The 5,790-nt window shown below is 50.9% G+C and carries 7 protein-coding genes; 3 read left to right on the plus strand and 4 right to left on the minus strand.

The annotated features are described in order from the left end of the window. Window position 1: 1 nt before the first annotated feature. The 3 genes from lpp to FDW94_RS24315 form a co-directional block, all read right to left on the minus strand. The gene (lpp, locus tag FDW94_RS15370; RefSeq protein WP_003029373.1) at window positions 2-238 is read right to left on the minus strand and encodes a murein lipoprotein Lpp; all 237 of its coding nucleotides are present in this window, start codon (window positions 236-238) and stop codon (window positions 2-4) included. A gap of 309 nt (window positions 239-547) precedes the next feature. Beyond that, entirely contained in the window at window positions 548-1,960 is a 1,413-nt protein-coding gene (gene pykF, locus FDW94_RS15375; protein ID WP_003029366.1) for a pyruvate kinase PykF, read from the minus strand. Between the two features lie 7 nt (window positions 1,961-1,967). Beyond that, window positions 1,968-2,162 carry a hypothetical protein gene (locus FDW94_RS24315; protein WP_244293978.1) on the minus strand — a complete coding sequence of 65 codons (195 nt, stop codon included), beginning with the start codon at window positions 2,160-2,162 and terminating at the stop codon, window positions 1,968-1,970. A 375-nt stretch (window positions 2,163-2,537) separates the two neighbouring features. Here FDW94_RS24315 and FDW94_RS15380 point away from each other — a divergent pair, with 375 nt between their 5' ends. The 3 genes from FDW94_RS15380 to FDW94_RS15390 are packed head-to-tail and all read left to right on the plus strand — an operon-like array spanning window position 2,538 to window position 5,055. Continuing rightward, window positions 2,538-3,560: an ATP-binding cassette domain-containing protein gene (locus FDW94_RS15380; protein WP_063941515.1), complete on the plus strand. Its 1,023-nt coding sequence runs from the start codon at window positions 2,538-2,540 to the stop codon at window positions 3,558-3,560. Further along, the gene (locus FDW94_RS15385) at window positions 3,553-4,221 is read left to right on the plus strand and encodes a methionine ABC transporter permease (RefSeq protein ID WP_137377841.1); all 669 of its coding nucleotides are present in this window, start codon (window positions 3,553-3,555) and stop codon (window positions 4,219-4,221) included. Before FDW94_RS15380 ends, FDW94_RS15385 begins: the two co-directional genes overlap by 8 nt. A 21-nt stretch (window positions 4,222-4,242) precedes the next feature. Then, window positions 4,243-5,055 carry a MetQ/NlpA family ABC transporter substrate-binding protein gene (locus tag FDW94_RS15390; RefSeq protein ID WP_003029358.1) on the plus strand — a complete coding sequence of 271 codons (813 nt, stop codon included), beginning with the start codon at window positions 4,243-4,245 and terminating at the stop codon, window positions 5,053-5,055. A gap of 94 nt (window positions 5,056-5,149) precedes the next feature. Here the strand turns inward: FDW94_RS15390 and FDW94_RS24320 are convergent. After that, the coding region (locus FDW94_RS24320; protein ID WP_283205073.1) for a molybdopterin dinucleotide binding domain-containing protein at window positions 5,150-5,790 on the minus strand (641 nt) is incomplete at its 5' end.

Below are 5,790 nucleotides of genomic sequence, written 5' to 3' on the forward strand. Positions count from 1 at the left end.
ATTACTTGCGGTATTTAGTAGCTGCGTTGTCCAGACGCTGGTTAGCGCGAGCTGCGTCATCTTTAGCAGCCTGAACGTCGGAACGCATTGCGTTCACGTCGTTGCTCAGCTGGTCAACTTTAGCGTTCAGAGTCTGAACGTCAGAAGACAGCTGATCGATTTTAGCGTTGCTGGAGCAACCTGCCAGCAGAGTAGAACCCAGGATTACCGCGCCCAGTACCAGTTTAGTACGATTCATTATTAATACCCTCTAGATTGAGTTAATCTCCATGTAGCGTTACAAGTATTACACAAACTTTTTTATGTTGAGAATATTTTTTTGATGGGAATGCACTTATTTTTGATCGTTCGCTCAAAGAAGCATCGAATTGTGCAAAAACGGCTAAAAACCCGAGTGAAAACAGAAAGCTTCCATCGGATTCATCTTAGATAATCACGGATTAGATAGTGAAATCCGATTTGATTTTTTATTAATTGTGGCTATCGATAAAATAAAAAAAGCGCCACCAGGGCGCTTTTTTAAGCAAATTAATTCGCGATGGAATTATTACAGCACGTGAACGGATGCGGTGTTGGTGGTGCCGCTCGGAACCAGTGCACCAGAAACCATAACCACAACGTCACCTTTTTGAGCCAGACCGCTTTCCAGAGCGACTTCTTTACCCAGACGATAGAAATCATCGGTAGAGCTGATTTCTTTAACCACCTGTGCAACAACGCCTTTGCTCAGCACCAGCTGACGCGCGGTAGTTTCGTTGGTGGTCAGCGCCAGGATGGTGGCATCCGGGAAGTATTTACGTACTGCGCGAGCGGATTTACCACCCTGGGTTGCGACGACGATCAGCGGCGCGTCCAGTTTTTCAGCAGTTTCAACCGCGCCACGGCAAACGGCTTCGGTGATGCGCAGTTTGCGGCTGTCGTTGTTGAAGTCCAGACGGCTGGTCATCACACGGTCAGTACGCTCACAGATGGTCGCCATGATGGTAACGGCTTCCAGCGGGTATTTACCTTTTGCAGACTCGCCAGACAGCATTACTGCGTCGGTACCGTCGAGGATGGCGTTCGCTACGTCACCGGCTTCAGCGCGGGTCGGACGCGGGTTTTTGATCATGGAGTCCAGCATCTGGGTCGCAGTGATAACGACTTTACGTGCACGGATACATTTTTCGATGATCATCTTCTGCGCGAAGATAACTTCTTCAACCGGGATCTCAACACCCATATCGCCACGCGCAACCATGATGCCGTCAGACGCTTCGAGGATTTCGTCGAAGTTGTTCAGGCCTTCCTGGTTTTCGATTTTGGAGATGATCTGGATGTTTTCGCCGCCGTGCGCTTTCAGGTGCTCACGGATTTCAACGACGTCAGAACGTTTACGGATAAAGGACGCTGCAACGAAGTCAACGCCTTGCTCGCAACCGAAGATCAGGTCTTGTTTGTCTTTTTCAGCCAGTGCTGGCAGCGCGATGGAAACGCCCGGCAGGTTAACGCCTTTGTTTTCGCCCAGGTCGCCGTTGTTCAGCACTTTACAGATAACTTTGTTACCTTCGATGGCGGTAACTTCCATGCCGATCAGACCATCATCAACCAGAACGGTGTTGCCGACGGACAGATCTTTAGTGAAGCCTTCGTAAGTTACAGCAACGATTTCGTTGTTGCCTACGACAGATTTGTCGGTGGTGAAGGTGAAGGTCTGGCCCGCTTTCAGGGAAACGTCGTTACCGCCTTCCAGTTTGATGGTACGGATTTCAGGACCTTTGGTGTCGAGCAGGATTGCGGCTTTCTTGCCGGTTTTGCTCATGACGTTGCGCAAGTTCTTGATGCGCTGACCGTGTTCTGCGTAGTCGCCGTGGGAGAAGTTCAGACGCATGACGTTCATGCCCGCGTCCAGCATTTTGGTTAACATCTCTTCGGATTCGGTTTTCGGACCGATGGTGCAAACAATTTTCGTCTTTTTCATGACAGTCTTAGTCTTTAAGTTGAGAAGGATATGGAAATCTGGCTCCCATCGCGCACGGATGGGAAGCTAAACCTGAGTTACGAAAGTTGTGATGCCTCGCTCTAAGGATAGGTGACATCGAAAAAGCGTGCAGAGGAATGTGTGCTTGTGTTTCAGCCCAACGGGATGGTGAGTTCTGTAGTCGTTGAGTTTTACAGGTCAATGTGCTGAAACCATTCAAGAGACAATTGGCGCGCATTATACGCTGAAAATTATCAAAAAGGAAAATGGAAACAGCGTTTCAAAACACTTCTGTGCAGTTTTACAAAAATTATTCATTAATTTGTTCATCGGTATGGATAAAGAGGTTATCGGGCGTTGCGATTTGTTGCGCAACAAACTGCATTTAACATCTCGATGACTACGTTTTATGCCGTTGACGTCGATGCAGTACTATATTTCTAAAAGTTATATCAAATGCGTTTTAATTCATTTTAAAAGCCAATTCCACTGATTACACTCGTTTGGACATCCATACTGCTAAACAGCCAAAAGCGCTAGCAGAAGAACAATAAGCAGCAGCGGATACCCAAACGACATGATTGTCCTGAAAAATATTTCGAAAGTGTTTACGCCAGGCAGGCTTGCCATCACCGCTGTCGATAACGTCAACCTGACGGTTGAACAGGGGCAGATTTACGGCATTATTGGTTACAGCGGGGCAGGTAAAAGCACCTTAATTCGTTTGCTCAATGGTCTCGAAAAACCGACCTCCGGCAGCGTGACGATTAACGGCCACGATATCTCGGCCGCCAGTGGGGAATCGTTACGCCAGGCGCGACTGAAAATCAGCATGGTGTTTCAACACTTCAATTTGCTGTGGTCGCGGACCGTTAGCGAAAACATTGCGTTCTCTATGCAAATCGCCGGTGCGTCCAAAGCGTCCATCAAAGCGCGGGTTGCTGAACTGATTACGCTGGTTGGGCTGAGCGGTCGTGAAAATGCGTATCCTTCCCAGCTCAGCGGTGGGCAAAAACAGCGTGTAGGAATTGCTCGTGCGCTGGCGAACAATCCAGATGTCCTGCTGTGTGACGAAGCCACCTCGGCGCTGGATCCGCAAACTACCGATCAGATCCTCGATTTACTCCTCGATATTAACCGTCGTTTCAAATTGACCATTGTGCTGATTACTCATGAAATGCACGTGGTACGCAAAATCTGCGACCGCGTCGCGGTAATGGAAAACGGCAAGGTCGTTGAGGAAGGTGATGTGCTCAGCGTCTTTACCCATCCTCAGCAGCCTATTACCCGACAATTTGTTCGTCAGGTGAGCCAGTACACCGAAGAAGACGAGTTTAATCCGCAGCTGGCAAGCGAGTTGGGTGGGGTGGTTATCAAATTAACCTTTACCGGGCAACGTACCCACCGGCCTGTGGTTGGGGAATTGACCCTGCGCTATGGCCTGCCGTTCAACATCTTGCACGGCAAGATGACGCAAACCGCACACGGCGTGTTTGGGCAACTCTGGGTGCACGTGGTGGCCTCTGAGGAACAATTGAACAATATTTTGGCCGACCTGCGCCAGAGCGACATTGAAGGCGAGGTGATTCAACATGGCTGAAGAACTGTTTCCCCATCTGAAGTGGGATCAACTGTTAGCGGCAACCCAGGAAACGCTGTATATGACAGCTCTTTCGGGGGCGGCGACCTTTATTCTGGGCATCGCGCTTGGTCTGGCATTGTTCCTGACCGCGCGCGGCGGATTGTTCCCTAATCGCGCGGTATATAGCGCTATTTCGCTGGTGGTGAATATCTTTCGTTCGATCCCATTCATCATTTTGATCGTGCTGCTGATCCCGTTTACCAAAGCGATGGTAGGCACCATCCTCGGCGCCAATGCCGCGTTGCCTGCGCTGATCGTGGGGGCAGCGCCGTTTTATGCGCGTCTGGTCGAAATCTCTCTGCGTGAAGTGGATAAAGGCGTTATTGAAGCGACGCGTTCAATGGGCGCACGACTGAGCACACTTATTTTTCGAGTTTTACTGCCGGAATCATCTCCTGCTCTGGTGTCCGGGATCACCGTGACGCTAATTGCGCTGGTGAGCTACAGCGCGATGGCAGGGGTAATTGGTGCCGGTGGTTTAGGGAATTTGGCCTATCTGGAAGGATTCCAGCGCAACCACAGCGACGTCACGCTGGTGGCGACGGTGACGATTTTGCTCATTGTCTTCATCATCCAGCTTTGCGGCGATGTGATCACCTCTCTGTTAGATAAACGCTAATAAAATACGGAAACCATAATCATGAAAAAATCACTGACGTTACTCGCCGCAGCAACCTTAAGCGCCCTGAGCTTTGCCTCCTGGGCTGATACTCTGACCGTTGGCGCGTCTAACGTTCCGCATGCGGAGATCCTTGAACAGGCCAAGCCGATTTTGGCGAAGCAGGGGATCGATCTGGAGATTAAACCGTTCCAGGATTACATTCTGCCAAACACTGCGCTGGCTGGCCGTGAGATTGACGCCAACTACTTCCAGCATATTCCGTACCTGAACAGCGTGATTAAAGACCATGCAGGCGATAAAACGTATGACTTCGTCAGCGCCGGAGCGATTCACATTGAGCCGATTGGTATCTATTCGAAAAAAGTGAAATCACTTAAAGATCTGCCGGAAGGCGGCAAAGTCATCATGCGTGACGCGGTATCTGAGGAAGGCCGTATTCTGTCGATTTTCGAAAAAGAGGGGGTGATCAAGCTGAAGCCGGGCGTGGATAAAGTAACCGCGCGCATTAGCGATATCGTCGAAAACCCGAAAAAGCTGAAGTTCCTGCCAAACGTGGAAGCCGCGCTGTTACCGCAGATGTATAACAACGACGAAGGCGATGCGGTGGTGATTAACGCCAACTACGCCATCGACGCCGGACTGGATCCAGTGAAAGATCCTATTGCTGTTGAAAGTGGTGAAAACAACCCGTATGCCAACATCATTACCGTGCATCGTGGCGACGAGAAGAAAAAGGATATCGTAGCGCTGGTTGATGTCCTGCATTCAAAAGAGATCCAGGACTGGATCCGTACTAAATATAAAGGTGCGGTGATCCCGGTAAACAACTAATCTGCTTTTTGCCGGGTGGCGGCAGTGCTTTATCCGGCCTACGATGTCCTGTAGGCCGGGTAAAACGCGTTCGCTATGCCATACGGCACCAGAGCTACACTCGCTCAATTCTCGCTGGCAACCCCTGACGCACCGACGCACCCGACACCCAGTCAAGCCAGGTATTGGCTACCTGTCGGGTTGGGTCCGCAAAACCCAACTCGTTGAGATTAATCCCCGACTTAATCTGCTCATCAAACGCCATCGGCTCACCGTCGAGGGTATGCCGTGCCGCGCCCATTTCTTTATGCCCGTAACCATGCTCGATGGCGATAACACCCGGCATGACGCCATGCAGCAGGCTTATCTGCGCTTGCGCCTGACCACCTGGGGTGGTAATACGCACGATATCGCCGTGTGCTAAACCATACCGCTGACCATCCTGTGGATTGAGCGCCACCAGATTAACCGGCTTCAGATGATGAAGGCGTGGGATAACCGCCGTGGCGCTGGACATGGTATTGGATTTAAAGGAAATCAGTTTCAACGGCCACTCTTGTTCCGGGAACAACTCCTCGACCGCACGTCCATCTGACAGACGTGATGGATACCAGGCCGGGCAGCCGCTGAAGCGCTCGCCGGTAATCGCATGGCGGTGCGCGGCGACGTTCGCATTCCAGATTTGGAGCGGTTTATCCCAGGCATTGCCGACGCGGTTATCAACTCGCCCGCTGTTGTCCGGCGCAAAGCGCCCGC

Origin of the sequence: Citrobacter sp. wls757, from assembly GCF_005280935.1 — a bacterium.
In the GTDB taxonomy this organism is placed as follows: domain Bacteria; phylum Pseudomonadota; class Gammaproteobacteria; order Enterobacterales; family Enterobacteriaceae; genus Citrobacter; species Citrobacter portucalensis.